The sequence below is a fragment of the Bradyrhizobium tunisiense genome (assembly GCF_042263385.1).
Classification (GTDB): Bacteria; Pseudomonadota; Alphaproteobacteria; order Rhizobiales; family Xanthobacteraceae; genus Bradyrhizobium; species Bradyrhizobium tunisiense.
The window spans coordinates 350,223-367,828 of sequence record NZ_JBHLEV010000005.1; the positions used below are offsets into that span (position 1 = coordinate 350,223).

Annotated in this window: 12 protein-coding genes and 5 pseudogenes; 10 read left to right on the forward strand and 7 right to left on the reverse strand. The window is 59.1% G+C overall.

Translation table 11 applies throughout. The features are described 5' to 3' along the window. The first annotated feature begins 330 nt into the window (after nt 1–330). Both ACFDR6_RS24270 and ACFDR6_RS24275 read left to right on the forward strand, forming a co-directional pair. Complete coding sequence (locus ACFDR6_RS24270; protein WP_375859758.1) at nt 331–1,491, forward strand: M24 family metallopeptidase; 1,161 nt, start codon at nt 331–333, stop codon at nt 1,489–1,491. A gap of 625 nt (nt 1,492–2,116) precedes the next feature. After that, nucleotides 2,117–2,737, forward strand: coding sequence for an extracellular solute-binding protein (locus ACFDR6_RS24275; protein WP_375859759.1), 621 nt, complete (start codon nt 2,117–2,119; stop codon nt 2,735–2,737). On the opposite strand, the pseudogene ACFDR6_RS24280 reads toward ACFDR6_RS24275, so the two are convergent. After that, nucleotides 2,737–3,225 (reverse strand): annotated as a pseudogene (locus ACFDR6_RS24280) (IS21 family transposase); the annotation flags it as partial. The gene ACFDR6_RS24275 and the pseudogene ACFDR6_RS24280 sit on opposite strands and share 1 nt — an antisense overlap. 211 nt (nt 3,226–3,436) lie before the next feature. Between ACFDR6_RS24280 and ACFDR6_RS24285 the strand changes: the two are divergent. Next, on the forward strand, nt 3,437–3,679 hold the full coding sequence (locus ACFDR6_RS24285; RefSeq protein WP_375859760.1) for a hypothetical protein: 243 nt from the start codon (nt 3,437–3,439) through the stop codon (nt 3,677–3,679). Nucleotides 3,680–4,060: 381 nt separating this feature from the next. Here the strand turns inward: ACFDR6_RS24285 and ACFDR6_RS24290 are convergent. After that, nucleotides 4,061–4,793 (reverse strand): annotated as a pseudogene (locus tag ACFDR6_RS24290) (IS630 family transposase); the annotation flags it as partial. Nucleotides 4,794–4,805: 12 nt separating this feature from the next. Here ACFDR6_RS24290 and tnpA point away from each other — a divergent pair. The 3 genes and pseudogenes from tnpA to ACFDR6_RS24305 all read left to right on the forward strand — a co-directional run bounded on the left by tnpA (nt 4,806) and on the right by ACFDR6_RS24305 (nt 7,327). Continuing rightward, nucleotides 4,806–5,207: an IS66-like element accessory protein TnpA gene (tnpA, locus tag ACFDR6_RS24295; RefSeq protein WP_375859761.1), complete on the forward strand. Its 402-nt coding sequence runs from the start codon at nt 4,806–4,808 to the stop codon at nt 5,205–5,207. Nucleotides 5,208–5,255: 48 nt separating this feature from the next. Continuing rightward, nucleotides 5,256–6,194: pseudogene (gene tnpC / locus ACFDR6_RS24300) on the forward strand (IS66 family transposase); the annotation flags it as partial. A 926-nt stretch (nt 6,195–7,120) separates the two neighbouring features. Continuing rightward, nucleotides 7,121–7,327, forward strand: a complete 207-nt coding sequence (locus ACFDR6_RS24305; protein WP_375859831.1) for a cold-shock protein — start codon at nt 7,121–7,123, stop codon at nt 7,325–7,327. 663 nt (nt 7,328–7,990) lie between these two features. On the opposite strand, the gene modC is transcribed toward ACFDR6_RS24305, so the two are convergent. The 3 genes from modC to ACFDR6_RS24320 all read right to left on the reverse strand — a co-directional run bounded on the left by modC (nt 7,991) and on the right by ACFDR6_RS24320 (nt 10,151). Beyond that, nucleotides 7,991–9,157, reverse strand: coding sequence for a molybdenum ABC transporter ATP-binding protein (gene modC, locus ACFDR6_RS24310; RefSeq protein ID WP_375859762.1), 1,167 nt, complete (start codon nt 9,155–9,157; stop codon nt 7,991–7,993). Further along, entirely contained in the window at nt 9,154–9,837 is a 684-nt protein-coding gene (gene modB / locus ACFDR6_RS24315) for a molybdate ABC transporter permease subunit (RefSeq protein ID WP_375859763.1), read from the reverse strand. Before modB ends, modC begins: the two co-directional genes overlap by 4 nt. A 137-nt stretch (nt 9,838–9,974) precedes the next feature. After that, nucleotides 9,975–10,151: a hypothetical protein gene (locus tag ACFDR6_RS24320; protein ID WP_375859764.1), complete on the reverse strand. Its 177-nt coding sequence runs from the start codon at nt 10,149–10,151 to the stop codon at nt 9,975–9,977. Nucleotides 10,152–10,191: 40 nt separating this feature from the next. Between ACFDR6_RS24320 and ACFDR6_RS24325 the strand changes: the two genes are divergently transcribed. Together ACFDR6_RS24325 and ACFDR6_RS24330 are read left to right on the forward strand one after the other, a co-directional pair. Then, the gene (locus ACFDR6_RS24325; protein WP_375859765.1) at nt 10,192–10,578 is read left to right on the forward strand and encodes a hypothetical protein; all 387 of its coding nucleotides are present in this window, start codon (nt 10,192–10,194) and stop codon (nt 10,576–10,578) included. A gap of 680 nt (nt 10,579–11,258) precedes the next feature. Next, nucleotides 11,259–11,812, forward strand: a pseudogene (locus tag ACFDR6_RS24330) (IS66 family transposase); the annotation flags it as partial. A 254-nt stretch (nt 11,813–12,066) separates the two neighbouring features. On the opposite strand, the pseudogene ACFDR6_RS24335 reads toward ACFDR6_RS24330, so the two are convergent. Beyond that, nucleotides 12,067–13,174, reverse strand: a pseudogene (locus ACFDR6_RS24335) (IS110 family RNA-guided transposase). A 1,774-nt stretch (nt 13,175–14,948) separates the two neighbouring features. Between ACFDR6_RS24335 and ectB the strand changes: the two are divergent. After that, nucleotides 14,949–16,208 carry a diaminobutyrate--2-oxoglutarate transaminase gene (gene ectB / locus ACFDR6_RS24340; protein WP_375859766.1) on the forward strand — a complete coding sequence of 420 codons (1,260 nt, stop codon included), beginning with the start codon at nt 14,949–14,951 and terminating at the stop codon, nt 16,206–16,208. Beyond that, nucleotides 16,198–17,040, forward strand: a complete 843-nt coding sequence (locus ACFDR6_RS24345; protein WP_375859767.1) for a 2OG-Fe(II)-dependent halogenase WelO5 family protein — start codon at nt 16,198–16,200, stop codon at nt 17,038–17,040. Before ectB ends, ACFDR6_RS24345 begins: the two co-directional genes overlap by 11 nt. 296 nt (nt 17,041–17,336) lie before the next feature. Here the strand turns inward: ACFDR6_RS24345 and ACFDR6_RS24350 are convergent, their stop codons facing one another. Continuing rightward, nucleotides 17,337–17,585 carry a transposase domain-containing protein gene (locus ACFDR6_RS24350; RefSeq protein ID WP_375859768.1) on the reverse strand — a complete coding sequence of 83 codons (249 nt, stop codon included), beginning with the start codon at nt 17,583–17,585 and terminating at the stop codon, nt 17,337–17,339. Nucleotides 17,586–17,606: the final 21 nt, after the last annotated feature.

Sequence of the window (17,606 nt, forward strand, 5' to 3'; positions counted from 1 at the left end):
TTGCGGCCGATTAGCATGTCAGCACAGCCGGCGCTGTTCGCCGGCGAGCGGCCTGTTCACCCATATGGTTTTGCGAGGCTTCTTGATTTGACGAAGCACGAGACATTTCGGCAGACCAGCCGCTTTGGGTCCGTTGAGGAGTGCACTGACGAACTTAACTTGGCAGTACGGCCAGGCCTGAAGGTAGGAAGGTAGACGGAGTCGGCGTGAATGCGCGGCCTTCAATCGAATTCGGACACTGACCGGCTCGAGGCCGCCAACAGACCGCGAGCCGTCCGACCAACTGGTCGAATGAAAAACGAACCATAGGAAACGAAAAGGAGCTAATCGATGACCCGGACGTTCAAACCAATTCCTTTTACTCATCCGCCATTCGCAAGGCCAGAGTACGAACGCCGGCAACGAAACGTGCTGGACGTCATGCAGCGCGCCGAACTCGACGCCCTCCTGGTTACTGCCCACGGCCATCTGCGATATCTCACGGGGTACGATGGGATGGGTGGGTACTTCATGCCGTTCCCACTGATTCTTGTTCCGGGCCGATCGCCGACCTATGTCGTCCGCGAATTCGAGTTGGTTGGCGTTCGCGCGGAAAGCTGCATCGACGAAATCATCGGTTATACCGAGCAGACGGACTTTGCGAAGGTTTGCGCCGATGTGCTCAGACGGTACGGATTAGCGAGCAAGCGAGTCGGCTTAGAACTCGGCTGTTGGAATCTTGCGTACGCCGATGTGACCGCGCTCCAGTCGCTGCTTCCAGACATGAAGGTTGCGGATGCCTCTCGTTTGGTTTCCTCTGTCATGGCCGTAAAAAATGAGCTGGAGATCGAGATTTTCCGCGAGGCGATGGCCATGACCGATGTTGCAGTGCGGGCGTTCCAGAATTCGCTTCGAGAAGGGATCACCGAAGTGGAAATGGCCGCGGCGATCCTCGCTGAGGTCAGGAAAGCAGAGGGCGATGATCCCAGGCTTGTTTCCATTGGGTTCGGCGAGCGCACGAAGCTGCCACACACGAAACTGACGCGCCATCCCATCGGAAACAATGAGCCCGCGATGGTCGAGCTGGGTGGGGCGAAGAACGGATACACGGCAGGGCTGGTCCGCAGCGCCGTGCTTGGGCGCCACGCAGAGGCCGAAACGCTCCACGCTGTGGCCGAGGAAGCACTTGCGGCCGCTATCGCAGCCATTAAGCCTGGCGTGACAGCGGGAGACGTGGACACCGCCGGGCGCAAGGTGGTCGAGCGGTCCGTTCGTCCGCAGGGCTTGAACCATCGAGTAGGATATCAGATCGGCGCCCCTTGGAGCGAGCGGGGCAATCTGAGTCTGGAGCCGGGCGCGGGCGACATCATTAAGGCTGGGATGACCCTTCACATGCCGATTATTCTCATCGGCGAGGGCGACTACCTGTCGGGTTGTAGCCAGAGCGTCCTAGTGACCGAATGCGGCGCCGAGATACTCAGCAAGACGCCTCCGACCCTCTACCGCGCGTGATACGCTAGTCTGGGCAGGTTTTTGATCATCTGATCGGCAGGCGCGCATCGCGCCTGTCTCGGGGTAGAACGGATCGCGCACCGCAAACGGTCGACAGCCGCCTGCGACTGCTTCCGTTTGGCGCTAGTACCAGCAGAATAGACAGAAGGAGACACGCACAATGGTAATGCCAAAAGCACCACCAGCTTTCCCACGGGCTGAGTATCTGCAAAGACTATCCGCAGTTAAAGCGGAAATGGAACGTCGCGAGATCGACGCGCTAATCGTCACGAGTCCCGCCAACATCACCTAACACCGGTCTCGGAAGGCCGGTTGCGCGTGTGGTTCTGAGGGAGCTAAGGGCTCGAGATAATTCGCCGAGCGCAATGTCGACAATACGGATCGTGCACGATACGCTGCATGGATAAAGCTTCGCATCGTGCAGGCGAGTTCGTCCGTCCTCATGCTTGGGACGCTAAATTCGATCACCAGTCGGGCTTCGGCATCTTCGAACGAGCTTCGCGTATCCGTCGGCGGAGGCGAATGGGGGAAGGCGAACATCGAAGCGTATGTGAAGCCGTTTCAGGCCGAAACGGGAATCAAGGGTTGAATCCCATCACCGACGATTCGACGATAGCGCAGCTTAATGGTGACCACAAAAAACGTGACCCTCGACGTGATCAACCTAGGCGCGCCGTCGGTTGCCATCGCAGGCCCAAGAGGTCAGCTCGAACAGATTGACTACTCCATCTACAAAAAGGACGAGCTCGATGGTATCCTTGACTTCGCCAAAGAACCGTTCGCCGTCGGATCGCTCATGTATGCGAACGTGATGGTCTACAACACGGAGAAGTTTCCGGCTGGCAAGCCGCGGCCCACGACTTGGGCCGAGTTCTGGGACGTGAGCAAGTTTCCTGGCGTCCGCGTGCTGCCGACCGGCCAGCGTGGCGTCGAGGGGCCTTGGGAGGAATCCTTGCTGGCGGACGGCGTTCCTATGAACGCGGTCTACCCCATGAACATTGACCGCATTTTCAAGAGCTTGGACAAGATAAAGCCGCACATCCGCAAATGGTGGACTGTTGGGTCCGAGATCCAGCAAATAATGCACGACAAGACGGCCGACCTTGTGAATGCCTTTGATGGCCGGGCTAGCCAGTTGATCAACCAGGGCGCGCCGCTCGAGATCAATCGAAATCAGGCAAAGCTGAGATGGGACTACTGGGCGATTCCGAAGGGTAGTCCGAATGCGGCGAACGCGCAGAAGTAATAGGCCAAACGGAAGTGATAGAGACGATGATCCAGCGGTGCGCCCGCGATCGTAACACCCAACTCGCCCATGTCTGTGAAGTCGGAGAGGCCGAGCTGACCAGGCTTATGGATCTGGCGGAAGATTAGCTCCTGTTCCTCGCCGTGGATCGCCCGCTAGGCACGGATACGACGTTCCAGGGTACGACGGATACCGGTGCCGAGATCAGGATGACGTCGGAGCATCTCCTCGAAGACCGCCACCGGGCGTAAGCCAGGTGCCGACTTCAGGATCGGGACGATCTCGGTCTCGAATACCTCGCTCAACGGGTCCGGTCGTCGCCGGCCGCGGGGAGCCTTCTTTTGCGATGGAAGTCGGGGATCTCTCTCGATCCGATAAGCGGTCGACGCACTGAATGATGCCTTGGCCGCCGCCACTGGCGGGCTATCGGTCTGACGGTACTTCATGTAGAGCCTCATTTGGTGATCTGTGATGTGTCGGCCTGGCAAGCGAGTGATTCCTCTTGGCGGAAGAACCACTTGCATAACCTGCCGGCCGCGATCACCAGTCGGCGCGGTCCCTCGCGGATCGCGCCGACGCCGGGCTCGTAACTCCGGTCGGGCTACGCCCTCCCTACGTCACGAGCCCGGCGAAACTCTCTCACCTTGATTGACGCGCTCTTCCATCCTGAACCGCCGCGCGACAAATTAGGAGAACCAGATGATCAAGGCTAGGGAGGAAAGAGTCCGCGAACTAATTCGGTCACTCGAATCGGTCCAGGTGCGAAATCAGGCTCTTGGCAAAAAAGAGAGTGCGTTCGAGGGCAGGTCGTTCTCCTTGATGAAGACCGGGGCAGGTAAGAACGATGCAGCGAATTCCCGGCGCGACGCCAGCGACGACATCCAGCGCGCCATCGATCACACGAGGGTCGCGGTCAGTGATGATAGCCATATCGGAACTTAAGGCAGCACCCAAGCCGCCCGCAATCATTGCCGCCCTGTCAGGCTCACGCCCATGCGGTCCTCATAGAACGCTAGTGAGCAGTCGCGGCTAGAACGACACGCTCCGGCGCCCGCGCGGCTGGCGATTGGGGGCTACGGGCAACAGGCGCTTGATCTGGAGCCAGGTTGTTTGCCCGTGCAATGCACACTGCCAGAGAACGAAAATGAACGACGTATTGCCCCACCCGTTGACGGCGGTTCCTTTTGAGACGCGACAAGTTCTTCAGGGGAAAGCGATCGAGGACAGCTCGGTTGATGCGGGTAAATCACCCTTTATGGCCGCGCGATAGTCTGCGAGTTCCACCACGAACGAACGGCAGCGCACGTGCGGTACTAGAGCGTTTCATCTTTTGATGGAAGCATATCCGGCATTTTTGAAGTAGTTGCTGCATTCGTTTGGCTGGGTGGTCGTGACGAGACCGCCGATGTGGCGGCAGATATCGTCGATGGTATGCTTCTGGGCGGAGCGCATCCAATGCTTGATCTTGGCGAAGGTCTGTTCGATCGGATTGAGGTCAGGCGAGTATGGCGGCAAATACCAAAGCCTTGCGCCGGCTGCTTTGATCAGGCTGCGCAGGGCAGCCGATTTGTGGCTGCCGAGATTGTCCATGATCACGATGTCGCTCGGCTGGAGCTGCGGCACGAGAAGCTGCTGAACATAGGCACGGAAGCACTCGCCGTTGATTGGACCGTCGAACAGACAAGGTGCGGTGAGGCGATCGCAGCGCAAGGCGCCGAGGAAAATCAGCGTCCGCCAGTGGCCATGTGGCGTGAAGCTGCGCACCCGCTCGCTTTTTGGTCCCCATCCGCGCAATGGGGCCATGTTGGTCTTGACCCAGGTTTCGTCGATGAAGACCAGGCGTCGCGGGTCGAGGTTGGCCTGCAACGAACGCCAGCGCTGGCGTCTACGCGCGATGTCGGAGCGAGCCCGCTCGAGGGCGAGCAGTGTTTTTTTTGAACCGCAGCCCTACTCGACGCAGAAATACCCAAACCGCATTGTGAGAGACCTTAACCCCTCGAGCGGCGAGTTCGTCCTTTAGGGCATGCAGCGTCAAATGCGGCGTCTGGCTAATCCTAGGAGAAGCGCTATGACGATTTCGAGGGCGGAGGTGATCACATCGGTCGAGCGGCGGCGCCGGTGGTCGCAGGATGAGAAGGAACGGCTTGTTGCAGCATCGCTCGAGCCCGGAGCCAGTGTTTCCGAGGTGGCTCGCATGGCCGGCCTTCATGTGAGCCAGCTGTTCAGGTGGCGCAAAGAGCTTTGCAAGCACGGTGAGGCGAGTATAGCGCCGTTCGTGCCGGTCGAGATTGGGCCGTCTGTGCCGCCGCGGGAGGTGGCCGAAGCGCCATTGACGACGACGGCGGCGCGTCGACGGAAGAACGTGGGCATCATCGAGATTGATCTTGGTAGCGGACACCGCATCCGGGTCGATGGCGACGTTGATGGAGACGCGCTACGTCGCGTTCTCGATGCTTTGGTCCGCCGATGATCCCGGTTCCGACGGGCGCGCGAGTGTGGCTCGCGACAGGCTACACGGACATTCGCCGTCATGCCGCTCTTCCAGCTGATCGAGCGTCATGTGCTCGCGGCTGAGCGCCTTCATGGCGACGACACCACCATCCGCATCCTAGCCAAGGGCAAGTGCGCGACCGGCCGGATCTGGACCTACGTGCGGGATGACCGGCCCTACGGTGGGCCTGCGCCGCCGGCAGCGGTCTATGACGCCTCGAGAGACCGCCGAGGCGAGCATCCCCAGAAGCATCTGGCCGCCTTCGCCGGCATCCTGCAGGCGGATTGCTATAGCGGCTTCGAGCCGTTGTTCGACCCGCAAAAGAAAGCGATGCCGATCACGCCGGCATTTTGCCTGGTCCATGCGCGGCGGGGCTTCTTCGAGCTGGCCGACATCGAGAAAACCGCCCGGGACGGACAGAAAGGCAAACCAGTCTCCCCGATCGCGCTGGAGGCTGTCAGACGCCTCGATGCGTTGTTCGAGATCGAGCGCGCCATCAACGGCCGCAGCGCCGACGAGCGGCGTGCCGTGCGCCAGGAGCAGAGCAAGCCGCTTCTCGACGACATGCACGCCTGGTTGCTCCGCGAGCGGGAAACCCTATCGCGCTCCTCTGAGGTCCTGAAGCCCATGAATTACATGCTCAGGCGCTGGGACGACTTTGCCCGCTTCCTCGACGATGGCAGGATCTGCCTCAGCAACAACGCCGCCGAAAGAGCGTTGCGCGGCATCGCCTTGGGAAGGCGCAATTGGACCTTTGCAGGTAGCCTGCGCGGCGCCGACCGCGCCGCCATCATGCTGACGATGATCACGACCTGCCGCCTCAACGATGTCGATCCCAAAGCCTGGCTCGCCGACGTCCTCGCCCGTATCGCTGATCTTCCAGCTTCGCGTCTGCACGAACTGTTGCCCTGGGAATGGAACCTTCTGCACCAAGCCGACAAGCCCGCCGATCAGCAAGCCGCCTGACCTTCACGCAGCGCTATCATAGAGCTGTCCGTGCCCGCGCGCATGCGTCAATCAGGCGGTCTTCCTCGTATGCGTACCAACAAAGACTTGGCCGCAAGGGAGTAGAACCTGCCGCTGCGGGTCGGCTGACAACGCCCGATGGAGACCCGCGCTCGCGCCGGCGATTGTGGAGCACTGTTGGGGAAGCGAGGTTAGACGCGGGAACCGCTATGACGCCAACGACTATGGCGTTGCTGTTCTCGTCGCCGTGCTCACCGGCGTGCCTTTAAGCGGAATGACCTAGTGACTAGCCGCCAGAATCCTGCGAGTCCACCAGCTAACCGTTTTCTTGAGAACGGTCCAGACCTTGCGAACCCGTGAATTGCCGCGCTCGTCATTGTGTCTTCCAGAACCTCGGGGCGACGTCGACGACCTGAAGCGATCTCGGTGAAATGTAATTATACATATGAGTTGTGAGACCCTCGCATTTCCGGTTCGACGATGAAGTCTCCGGATTAAGGTGCGTGCGTGACCAGTCTGATATGTTCGCGACTCTTGATCCGCAGGCGCAGCAGCAAGCCCATGGGATCGGCCGGCGCCGTACCCGCAATGCGTCTTAGGCAGGCGACAGCGCCCAGACGTGGCTCAGTGCGCGATAATCGCCGTGGCGGTGTTCCGGGGTGACAGCAACCACAATGCTGGCCACAATCCGGGTGGGCTTTTATTGCAAAACGGCCTCGCCCGCACAGAACACGGTTGGCCCGCCTGTCCTCCGGTCTGGCTGTTGGGGACGCGACCAGTAGAAATCACAAGTCTGGCTCAAAGCTTGCAATAGGCGAGACGAAGCGGAGATATGGTAGGGCGCTCGGCGCTCAGCCCCCTCGGTCACGGCGGCGACCGTCTGCGCTCATGAAAGCTCGGGTCTGAGACTGTTGGAGATTGTGAAAGTGGCGATAGGCTTTGTGAAGTGGTTCAATCCTGAAAAGGGGTACGGATTCATCAGGCCTGAGGACGGCAGCGCTGACGTCTTCGTTCATATATCGGCGGTTCAAAAGGCCGGGCACACGACTTTAGCCGAGGGCGCGCGCGTGAGCTACGAGCTTCTCCCCGGCCGCTCCGGCAAGATGTCGGCTGAAAACCTTCGTGTTGACTGAAACCGGACCTCCGCCGTTGCTGAGACCCGCGGATCGGGAGGAGAGCCCCGGTGTGAGACCCTCAGTTCAATTGACGTGTACGTCAGGCCCTTGGATCATCTGAAAGCTGCTCGATGACCCATCCTCCTTCATGAAATTCCCGGAGCCTCAGCTCGTCCAGCCATTCGCGTTGGTCGATTGACCAACGCGGCAAGAAGCCGCCTTCGATGGTATGCGGCGTACGCCGGTGTCGAGCGCCCGGGAAAGTGATCGTGATGCGCGCGCTTCGGCGTGCCTTTGAAACGCATCCAGCTTCCATCGCGTTGGTCGAAGTACAGCTTGAACGAGCAGCGTTGAGTGCTGAGCCGTAAGCAGGTTAGCTTGACCGCTCCAGGTAAGGCGAGCGGTGAGGTCAGCCGACGGTCGCAGGTAAAGCTTCGGATTATAGATGAGACTCGATCGGGTTTGCTCTTGAGGAGGGGACATGCCCATCGCATTGCGCCTCCTCTGGGAGAGTTGGGCCGATCAGGGGGAGATCGACACCGACCGATCGCGCGAGAGTCTGAGCTAAGTCCGTGAGTAGGCAATCGAGGCCATGTTCCAGACGGTCGAGGATTGCGTCGACGGGAATCGGGGGGCCACGTGAGGTCGCGATCAAGATCTTGATTCCCTTATTGGCTGATTTCAAGCAGCGACGCTTGCCTGTTCGGAATCTCCTGCTGACGTGGAGGCCTCTGGGGCTTGCGATGGCGCTTCAGAGGTCGAGACCAGCGAGACATGCTTGAGCTGGGCGAATACGTCCATTCCGTCCTTGAGCCCCAGCGTATCGAACGAGTAACGCGTGATACGCGCCAAAATGTCCGCGCCTGACCCGCCGGTGCCAAGCGCAAGCACCAGAGTGATCTCGGACGCGCCGAGCGGAAAACAAGCCTTAATCCGCGCCGGAAAGACATTGAGGATGGTGCTTGAGCGCGGCGCATCGCGCGAGACGCTGACGTCGTTGGCTGCGATGCGCAGCCGCTGTCGCACGCCAGGTGCAAGCGGCGCCGCCGGCACCAAAAGGCGTGCACCTTTGAGACGGAGGATGAGTAGCCCGTAGCGCCCGTCATAGCCGCCGACCACGGCATCAAGGCTGATGGCGGCTTCGTGACCCGCCGCAAGGGGCAGCGTCGGATCACTCTGCAAGGTATGCAGCGGGCCCGCCGCGGTGATCGCGCCACGCTCCATTATCACGAGGTGATCGGCGAGGTATTCGATCTCAGCCATGTCATGGCTGATGTGGATCGTCGGCACGGCGAACTTATTATTCACGCGTTTAAGACATGGCAAAATCTCACGTTTGGCGCAGCGATCCAGGGTTGCAAGCGGCTCGTCCATCAAAAGAACTCTTGGCTGGGATAAGAGTGCGCGGCCGATGGCGATGCGCTGCCGCTCGCTGGCGGACAGATGCGCTGGCGAGCGGTCGAGCAGTGGCGCTATGCCGAGCAATTCGGCCACCTCATCGAATGCAATCAGCCTCGGCTCGCGTTTAGGTGCAACGTAGAGCAAGTTACGCCTGACCGACATATGCCGAAAGAGGCTCGGCTCCTTAAAGACATAGCCGATCGCACGAAGATGGGGCGCGCGGAACGTCGTTTCGTCCTGCCACACCTCGCCATCGATGGCGCAAAAACCGGTTGACAACAGCTCGAGCCCTGCGATGCAGCGCGCCACAGTGGTCTTGCCGCAACCTGGCGGTCCAAAAATCCCGGCTACGCCTTTGGCCGGTATGCTGAACCGCGTGTTCAGCGGGAAACGAGCGCGCTTCTCGCTGAACGCGACCTCGATCCGGCCCGGTGTGGCTTTCCTCACGTGCTCCTCCGTCCTAGGTATTTATCGATCGAGGTCAAGATCAGGATGACCGCAAAGGCGAACACCAACATGCCGCCAGCAACCCAGCTTGCCTCGTCCCAACGGGATCCTTTGATATAGTCGAACAGAACGCCGGACAGTACCTTGGTACGCCCGGGAACGTTGCCGCCGATCATCAGTACGACCCCGAATGCGCCGATCGTATGTGCAAAGCCAAGTACGGCAGCGGTAAGAAAAGCCGGTCGTGCCAAAGGCAGGGCGACCGTAAAGAAGGCGTATGACGGAGAGGCGCGCAGAGTGGCGGCGGCATCGAGCGGTTGGTCGCCCATTGTAATAAAGGCGTTGCGGATTGGCTGGACGACGAGTGGTAGTGCGCTCAAAACCGATCCGACAACCAGGCCCGCAAAGGTGAAGGCGAGTGTGCGCTCTCCCCAGAGAGACGCGAGCAGACCGCCTGGCCCGGCCGGGCCGAGCAAGGCCAGCAGATAGAACCCGAGCACCGGTTGCGGCAGTATCGGCGGCAGCATGACGATCGTCGCCACAGCCTCACTACAAATGGTCTTTGAGCGCGCTAGCCACCAGGCGAGAGGTGTACCGACTATCAAGAGAATCACTGTCGTGATGCCCGCGAGCTCGATTGTCAGCCTGACCGACTCCCAGATCTCCGAAAGGTCCTCCATGGTTCAACTCCAGGCTTGCCACGCACAGCCGTGACGCGCGCCCCCTCCTTGGGAGCCCGGTCCTTTGAGAAAATCGACGAAGGCGCGTCTACTTTTTGAGACAGCCTCTAACAGCAAGGCAGTGCTGCCGGAGGGGATCAAAAGTCTCCTGCTGCACTAGCCCGCCACGATACGGTCCTGCAATGCGTGAGCCTCGGCTGCGTGACGAAATCCGGCTCGGCCTTGCCGGTTTTGGCGATTTGATAGCCTTGCGTATTGCTCGCCCATTTGAGCAGCTTCTGCTGCATCGTTTCGCGGATGCCGAGCGTGGTCATCGCGCGCGCCGCGGCTACGCCAAAAGGAGGCGCGAGTCTAATGAAGGCCGACAATTTTACAAAAAATGGCATCTCGAACGTCTCCGGGCTATTCGCGATTTTAGCACTCGATCTCCACAGCACGAGCCTGCGTGTGGAATGGATGAAGCCGGTTCGAGCGCGAGGCCGTTCTCGCCGAATTTGCTCGGGAGAAAGCGGTCGGCCGAACGAAACAGCTGAAATGACATGGTTTGTTGATCTGTCCGAAGGGCTCTCCGCTCGCGCCAAAGCTCGTGTCGTGCCGATTATTCTGCCTGGACAGCGCTGCAGTCCCTTTGCCCGGGCGCCGGCCACAGTGATGTTCGCCGTTTACGAAGTGCCAAGTATAAACAGCGTCAGAACTGAACTGCTCAGGATCATACGGCCAATCGTCATTGGAGACTCCTGATATGGGCGGCAACGACCACTTTGTCCGCCGCGTCTCCTCCTCATCCTGCAATCCGCGTGCCGCTTGCGGAGTATGGCAGCGCGCTGCTTTCGAGATGAATCAACCACTCATATCAGCTTGGTCTGTGGAGCGAATGAGCAGCCTTGTCGGATATCCGACAGCGGTGGCTTCAACCAAACGTCCCGTTGGATTTTGTCCGCGTTGACGGCAGGCCGAATGCAGACGAGCGGAATTCGACACTGTGCTGGTGAGTTTGGTGAGTGATTCGGCGGATGCGCGCCGATGGCAGAGCTTAAGGCGACATGGCCGCTTTGGCGATGAGCAGCCGGTATTGGGGGCGAGCGGCAGCAGGAGAGTGCCCACGTATCGGAGCTCGAGATCGTTTCGCAAGAAACTCATTGAGTGCCGGCCCTGTAGCTGGGCGCATCAGCCGAAAAGAGACGTGCCTGCCTCACATTCTTGGAGCGCACCCGTCGCCGCGAAGGTGCCGGCAGAGGCGGCCTCTTCCGTGCAGCCGAAGCCATGATGTCTCGATTGCTTGCTATCGAGGCAATCCGGCGCTGGCCTGAGCGCGAGGAGCAAGACCGTTCAAAGCCCGTCCCTGCTGACGGATCTAGTATTGCTCTACGTCCAAAAGAAAGCTGGTTTTGCGTCGTGGAGGAACATTGATCGCGCATACTCGCAACCTCTACGAACTAGCGACAGGCGGCCCCGCGCCGATCGCAAGCGAGGCCCTGAAGCACATTGCCGCATTCTATGCGATCGAGAAGGAGATCCGCGGCCGCAGCGCCGAGGAACGTCGCCTCGTGCGGCAGCAGAAACGCCGGCCGATGGCTGATGCCTTCGAGGGCTGGCTGCATAACAAGCTGGCTCTCATCAGTCAGAAGATCAAGCTCGCCGAGGCCATCCGCTACGCCCTCTCGTGCTGGCAAGGCTTAACGCGCTTCATCGATGACGACCGCATCGAACTCGACAACAATACGGTCGAACGATCAATCCGTGGCATCAAGCTCAGTCGCAAGAACACGCTGCTGGGGCTGTCGTCGCGTCCCTGGTCGAGACCTGCAAGATCAACGACGTCGATCCGCTCGCCTATCTCACCGACGTCCTGACCAGGATCGCCAGCGGACATCCAAACCGCGACATCGACCAGCTACGGCCCTGGGCCACCGCACACAATCTCTCAAAGCTGTGGCCCGAGAACGACGCTCTGACGTCCGCTGTCAAGGATTAGAACGCAGAGCATCGTCCGATCGTCGATCGGCTGTTCATAGAGATGATCGTGCATAGGTGGAGGCGGAACCGAAGGACGTAGGTGATCAAGCTCTGATGCGCGGATTGGCTACCGCATTCCCGATTATACGTCCGAGGTCTGCTCCTATCTTACTGCGGGCGTCGGCGCTCTTGCCGGCCACAAAGCGTCTGACGGGCATTCCCTCTGCCGTGGTCCCGCCTCCGTCCATGCACGATGATAAGAAGGGCGCCCGATCAGGCTGTCTGCACTTGCCTAGCAACCGCCCACATGAACCCGACCAGTTCACGGGCGATAGCGATGCACACCACCGTCATTCGTTTGCCGCGCGCAGCCAGCTTCCGGTAGCGGGCCGTCAAGCGGCTCTGCGCCTTCAAGCAATCTCTCGTACTGCTGGCGACACCTGCTCGAGCCCGTATAGCTTCGTCTTGCCGATCTTCGGAGGGTGTCGATATGTCCAGGCGCTTTCGACCAACATGTGGCGAACACGGCCGTTGCCGGCCTTGGTGATGCCACCACGCCTGACAGCCTCTCCCGTCGATCGTTCGCTTGGCACCAGGCCGAGGTAACCCATAGGTTGACGTGGGCTCTCAAACCGGCTCACGTCACCAACTTCGGTCGCGAATGTCACCGCGACGACCAGATTGACGCCGCGCAATGTTTGAAGCGCCCGCACAAGCGGCTCCAAAGACCAGGCCGAGACGAATTCTTGGATCGTGCGCTCGAGCCGGTCGACCCGGTCCCTGGCGACGCGGACTGCTTCGACCATTCCTTGTAGCGCGATCTGATGTGCGGGGTGATCGAACTGCTGTTCCTGGAGCCAACGCAAATAGCGCATCGTCCAGCCCTTTTTGCGAGGATAGGTGTGGCCATGCTCGAGCATGAAGGCGCTCACTTGCTGCCGGTGGATCCGCAGCGTCTCAACCGCTGCCGATCGGGCGCGAACGAGGTCACGCATCGCTTCGTGACCTTCATCGGGAACCCACACAGCCGTCAGCTCGCCGGCGCGTAATAGCCGCGCGAGAGAAACGGCGTCCCGGCGGTTCGTCTTCATACGATCGCCCGGCTTCCTTGGGATCAGCGATGCGCTACCACCGTGCATTGGTGGCCGAGCGACCGGATCAGGCGATAAAGACCATAGCCGGTCGGGCCGGCCCCGTAGCAAAAATGTACACGGCCAAACCGGCTCGCGATCCGCCCTATGACGCGGCGCATGTTGGTCGCTGAAGCATCGACCTCACCGAAGAAGCGAACCTCTCCCTCCCGGCCTGCCTCCGCAATCGCGACCGCGTTTCTCAGCTTGGCCACGTCGATTCCGGCGAATGCTTCCTTATAATCTGCCACGGCTCGTCCTCCTGTGATGAGGATCGGCTCGGTCCGCCCGCGCAACCCTCGGACGCACAGTGTAGGGCGAGCCACCTCATCGGCAGAGGCGGACATACGGTCTTACGTTGGTATCTTTGGTCGCGACGTTCATCATGATGCAGACGAGCGTCGTGCGTGTGTCCGCTAGACGTCAGGATATGCGCCGTGAAGGAGACGCGAATTCAATGTTCATCAAGAAATGCTGTTGACCAGTAAAAAATGCCGAGCACGACGCGCGGTGCGAATCCTCTGAATGGGATCGTTATGACTTACGGGCTTGTGGGTGAGGGTGCTGCGCATCCGTGATGTGCAATGTCTTCAGGCCGATGCGCGCACAAATCCCCACTATGCGCATTGGCCGAAACAACGAGACGCCGATAGTTGCACGCCAACGCTGAACAGGGAAAGCCATCATGCAGGCGGTTGAAGGGGCCCGGCGACCATGGCGATGGAGCGAGCTTTCACGGACAATAAACACAAGAGCGACACGCATGCCAGCGTGACCGATCCCGCCAACCCGCTTTATTGCTAGGCTGCCGGACGGGACACGAAGCTTTGCTAATGGGACACGTCATCATGGAGAGCCGGAACCGTCTGGCAGTGGATGGTCGGGTCACGATGCCACGGGAACAGCCGAGCGGCGCGTCGGAATACGTGCGCAAGCCCAAGGCAAAAGAAACGTCCGTCGCATCACCGTGGCGAGGACTAGGCCGATGACACCGCCGACCATGTCGCCAAGCTGCGCGCGCTGAACGTCACGTCACATGTGGCCCAATACAACAGCGATAACCCGAATGGACGTCCGAGTGCCGGCGACGGACGATCCGCCCGACACGACGGCTTTGGCATGTCACAATCATGCGGTGCCATGGCCGAATGCATCTTCGGGGCAAGCAGCACTGAACCATGCGTAAGACCTAAACATCGAGACTCCGCCCGCGTTGCCGCCGAATTCCTGCTCAACCTGATCGCCTACAACTTCATCCGGATGCTAGATCGGCCGCAGCCTAATGCGGTCGATCGCAGCACCGATCGGTACGTAGCCCAGCCCAACACAACTCGAACCACCCAGCGAGGAAGCCCCGGCGATTTTGCAGGGTTTTCAGCAGACTGCTAGCGGCCTCCCAGCCTCTGCAACGGCAAACAGCTTGAATCAGATGAGAATTCCGCCATTAGCGTTTTTGCCGACAGACCCCACCGCAAAACCGCTCAGTTTCCCAGAATCTGCGATACGCGCGGCAACGCTTAGCCGTGAGTCAGGATGCGAACACTGCCAGCATTAGTAGGTTCGTCGCTCGCTTTTCTCAGGTATCGAGGAAGCCATCTGAAACACACGCGCGACGCAAGATGAGTCTATAGCTCCGGGAGAGAATCATGCTTTGGAAGCTGCTAATAATCGTGTGCATGCCAGCGCACTTGCACAGACAGCGTGTTCGCCGAAACAAAGGGCGTCTAGACGTTAACTATGCGCGGATGGCGTTGCCGCAAAAAACGGTTCCTGTGGGCTGGGCGCATGCCACGCAAAAAGCGCAACCCGGACGGGGAGGTGCGCCTTGAACATAAGCGACACCACGGCGCAGCATCGATCAAACCGATGAAGTAAATGGGCTTCAGAGAGGCTGTGAGCAGCTAAGCGACATCAACGGCCTGGAAATGCGCCTTCATCACCCTGGTTCTCGGAGCCAGTCTGGAAGACATCTATCGCAGAAACGAAACGCGCTTGTGCAATGCCTACGTACAAATGGACACCAAAATGAATATCGATGTATTCGCGACTCATGAGTCCAATGTTCGCCGCTATGGGCGCTCGTTTCCCACGGTCTTTACAAAGGCCCGTGGCGCGACGATCTGGGACGAGGCCGGTAAGAACTATATCGATTTCCTTGTGGGGTCCGGCGCATTGAATTACGGGCATAACAATCCTAGCATTCTTAAACCAGGAATTGAATATCTCGCCGGTGGGAACATTCTATTGTCGCTTGATATGTACACGACGGCAAAGCGTGAATTCCTGGAAGTGTTTGTCGATTCGATCCTCAAACCCAGAGGCCTTTCGTACAAGATTCAGTTTCCCGGGCCGACCGGCACAAACGCTAACGAAGCTGCGCTTGCGCTAGCGCGAAAATATACTGGCCGGTCGAACGTTATGGCCTTCTCAAATGCATTCCACGGCATGTCGCTTGGCGCGCTGGCGGTGTCGGGTTCGGCCTCGACGAGGGACCTGGGCGGCGTGCCTCGCCACGACGTCATCCGCATGCCATATGACTGCTATCCGAACGAAACGTTTGATTCCGCGAATTACGTTGACTACGTACTGGGCGACCCAGGTAGTGGCATAGAGAAGCCCGCTGCAATCATCCTGGAGACCATCCAGGCAGAAGGCGGCATGAACTCCGCATCCGCAGCTTGGCTTGCAGAAATTCAGCGAATTTGTCGTAAGCACGATGTGGTTTTGATTGTCGACGACATTCAGGCAGGTGCAGGGCGAACGGGCCAGTTCTTCTCATTTGAGTTCGCAAAAATCGAGCCTGATATCGTGTGCCTTTCAAAATCTCTAAGCGGTTCAGGTAATCCGCTATCCATTGTTCTAATTCGACCCGAGATAGACATATGGAATCCGGGAGAACATAGTGGAACGTTCAGAGGCAACAATCTCGCCTTTGTAACTGCAGCCGCTATGTGCAGAATGTGGTCTGACAGGCAGTTTACCGCAAGCGTCGAGCGGACGGTAGTCAAACTGCAAACACACCTTGATGGCCTAGTTTCGAAGTTCCCCAATTGCATTGAACGAAAGCGCGGCCGCGGCCTGATGGCCGGCCTCAAGTGCCGTTCACCCTCCATTGTCGGCCATGTGCATGATTTCGCCTTTGAAAACGGCCTCCTAATCGAGTCTTCAGGGCCAAATCGCGATGTTATCAAAGTCCTTCCGCCGATAACGATCACCGACGAGGAACTCGAACGTGGTATCACCATCCTCAATCAAGCACTGCAGGAGCAAGCCAATGGTAACTGATCAAGTATCTCAAGCGCCACGGATTTCGCCTCTTGTGATCAGAGAGCGGACCGGCTCGATCAGCACTGCGGAGATCATCTCAATCCTGAAAGGAGAGATCACCGGCTTACACGTCAGACAAGGCTTCAGTGTCGAAGTAGCCGAGGAGATCACCGCGAACTTTACTCGTAATCCCGGTCTCAGGGAGCGGAAAGATGGCGTTCCCGGACAATATATCGGCGCATCTCACTACAGGAAGGATGCAGCCAGCTATTTCGCAGAGGCGGAAAATGCGCGACCGTTCGTCGAGGCCCTTTTTGCCAATTTGGTGGATCCAGTGCGCGGAGTGTTCGACGCGTTGAGGCGCGAGCTTCACAGGGATGGCATTGAATTGCGGCTTGCCAGCTCAAAGCATGGCCAAGCAAACATTTGTCGCGCTATCTGTTGGTCTGGCACCGGCACGTATGCGTTGGAGCCTCACGATGACCTTGCTCAGGTCCTAAGTGCTGGGAAAGAATATGAACTTGATGGTGTGGCCAAAAACACTGTCGTCGCGCTCAATTTCTATCCTAGCATGCCCGAGGAAGGTGGGGATCTGAGGATCTGGAGTCATAAGCCGACAGCCACGGACCGAAAGTCGCAGGGTGTAGAGACCACGGGCTATCCCTATTCAGCAGCTTATCTTGAGGGGTTTCCTTCTCACGAGTTCAAACTTCAGGCAGGCGATGTCGCTGTGATCGATGGCGGGTTCATTCATGGCGTGACCCGGCTGTTAGGCAACGGCAAGCGCCGTCTTCTGCTGAACTGCTTCTTTGGGTTTGCGCGGCCGGATCTCGTTCTCTGGTGGACCTAAGCCAGACGTCGCAGCGAATGAACTTCGCGGCAGTTAACACGTCAAATGCTTGGAAGCGGTGGCTTTGGAGGGGTGACTGGCCGGTCCGAATATATCTAATCGAGACGGACCGCCTCACCAGAAGGCGCTGCGGACATTGGATCGAAGTGATTGGAGCGCGCATACCTGTCTGATGTGAGGTTGGCAACCCCTCATCTTCAGACAGGACGCTACCTTCCCGATACTGGTTCAGCCGTCTGCCGCAGGGCCCTACCGCGCGAGCGGTTTAGTCCTATGTCGCATCGCGACAGGCGCAATCACCAGCACCGGCAGCGCGGTCGAAAGCAACGCCGACGCGACGCGAGGAGCATCCAGGACCTACGAAAGCAGTGAGTCCATTTCCCGCGGATTAATCGTAAGCGCTTAGCCGCGACCCTATCGCCACGGCATGAGGTCGTCATTCTGCTATGGTGATGGCCGTCGATAATGGCCTCGAGTGTTTTGGCGATGTAGGCGGCCGGGTTGACGTCGTTGAGCTTGCAGGTGGCGACGAGCGACGCAAGCAAGCCCCTATTTTCAGCCCCGAC

Excerpts from the sequence above, each read along its gene's own strand:
- ectB (WP_375859766.1), top strand. The coding sequence starts at position 14,949 with ATGAATATCGATGTATTCGCGACTCATGAGTCCAATGTTCGCCGCTAT.
- tnpA (WP_375859761.1), top strand. The coding sequence starts at position 4,806 with ATGACGATTTCGAGGGCGGAGGTGATCACATCGGTCGAGCGGCGGCGC.
- ACFDR6_RS24275 (WP_375859759.1), top strand. The coding sequence starts at position 2,117 with ATGGTGACCACAAAAAACGTGACCCTCGACGTGATCAACCTAGGCGCG.
- modB (WP_375859763.1), bottom strand. The coding sequence starts at position 9,837 with ATGGAGGACCTTTCGGAGATCTGGGAGTCGGTCAGGCTGACAATCGAG.
- ACFDR6_RS24320 (WP_375859764.1), bottom strand. The coding sequence starts at position 10,151 with ATGACCACGCTCGGCATCCGCGAAACGATGCAGCAGAAGCTGCTCAAA.
- ACFDR6_RS24270 (WP_375859758.1), top strand. The coding sequence starts at position 331 with ATGACCCGGACGTTCAAACCAATTCCTTTTACTCATCCGCCATTCGCA.
- ACFDR6_RS24345 (WP_375859767.1), top strand. The coding sequence starts at position 16,198 with ATGGTAACTGATCAAGTATCTCAAGCGCCACGGATTTCGCCTCTTGTG.
- ACFDR6_RS24285 (WP_375859760.1), top strand. The coding sequence starts at position 3,437 with ATGATCAAGGCTAGGGAGGAAAGAGTCCGCGAACTAATTCGGTCACTC.
- ACFDR6_RS24325 (WP_375859765.1), top strand. The coding sequence starts at position 10,192 with ATGAAGGCCGACAATTTTACAAAAAATGGCATCTCGAACGTCTCCGGG.